This is a genomic window from Microbacterium sp. 13-71-7 (assembly GCF_002257455.1).
Classification (GTDB): Bacteria; Actinomycetota; Actinomycetes; order Actinomycetales; family Microbacteriaceae; genus Microbacterium.
Genome location: NZ_NCKN01000418.1, coordinates 1 through 1,267 on the forward strand (window position 1 = coordinate 1; position 1,267 = coordinate 1,267).

The window sequence follows — 1,267 nt, forward strand, 5'->3', positions numbered from 1 at the left end:
GATCCGGCAGGCAGCGCCGCCTCGGATCCGACCAGCCGCAGATGCAGATCGCGGCGGCCGAGCAGGGTGCGCAGCGTGGGCTGCTGGTCCATGGGCGGGGCTCCTTCGCAGCCGATCGCGGCCTGGCCGGATCGGCGAAATCGTGATCCAGATTGTACGCCACGGCGAATGCTGCCGGGCGGGGACCTCCGTAGTCTCGACGCCATGAGCACCATCGACGCGCAGGCAGACACGCTTCCCCTCGGCGGCCCCTCCCTTCCCCAGGAGCGCCGCCTCGTCACCGAGCTCCCCGGCCCGCGCTCGGCCGAGATCCTCGCCCGCAAGGCTTCGGCCGTCCCCGCCGGAGTGGGGCACACCGTGCCCGTCGCCGCGGTCGCCGCGGGCGGTGGCGTCGTCGTCGACGCCGACGGGAACTCGCTCATCGACCTGGGATCCGGCATCGCCGTGACCACGGTCGGCAGCGCGCACCCGAAGGTCGCCGCGGCCATCGCCGCCCAGGCCGCGCAGTTCACCCACACCTGCTTCATGATCTCCCCGTACGAGTCGTACGTGGAGGTCGCGGAGGCCCTCAACCGCCTCACCCCCGGCGACTTCGCCAAGAAGAGCGCCCTGTTCAACTCGGGCGCAGAGGCGGTCGAGAACGCGATCAAGATCGCCCGCAAGCACACCGGCCGTCAGGCCGTCGTCGCCTTCGACCACGGCTACCACGGCCGCACCAACCTGACCATGGCGCTCACCGCCAAGGCCATGCCCTACAAGAGCGGCTTCGGGCCGTTCGCCCCCGAGGTGTACCGCGCGCAGGCCTCCTACCCCTTCCGCGACGGCCTGTCCGGCGCCGAGGCGGCGGCCCGCACGATCCTCCAGCTGGAGAAGCAGATCGGCGCCGACAACCTGGCCGCCGTCATCATCGAGCCGATCCAGGGCGAGGGCGGCTTCATCGTCCCCGCAGACGGCTACCTGCCCGCGATCGTGGAGTGGTGCCGCGCGAACGGCGTCGTCTTCATCGCCGACGAGGTGCAGACCGGCTTCGGCCGCACCGGCGCGATGTTCGCGAGCGAGATCTTCGGCATCGAGCCCGATCTCATCACCACGGCCAAGGGCATCGCCGGCGGCATGCCGCTGGCCGCCGTCACGGGCCGCGCCGAGATCATGGACGCCTCGCACTCGGGCGGCCTCGGCGGCACCTACGGCGGAAACCCCGTGGCCTGCGCCGCCGCGCTCGCCGCGATCGACGCCTACGAGACCGAGGGTCTGCTGGAGCGCGCCT

At 72.0% G+C, this 1,267-nt stretch carries 1 protein-coding gene; it reads left to right on the plus strand.

The features are described from left to right. Positions 1 to 204: 204 nt before the first annotated feature. Positions 205 to 1,267: aminotransferase class III-fold pyridoxal phosphate-dependent enzyme (locus tag B7X32_RS20955; protein WP_292724182.1), on the plus strand; the 1,063-nt coding region annotated here is incomplete at its 3' end.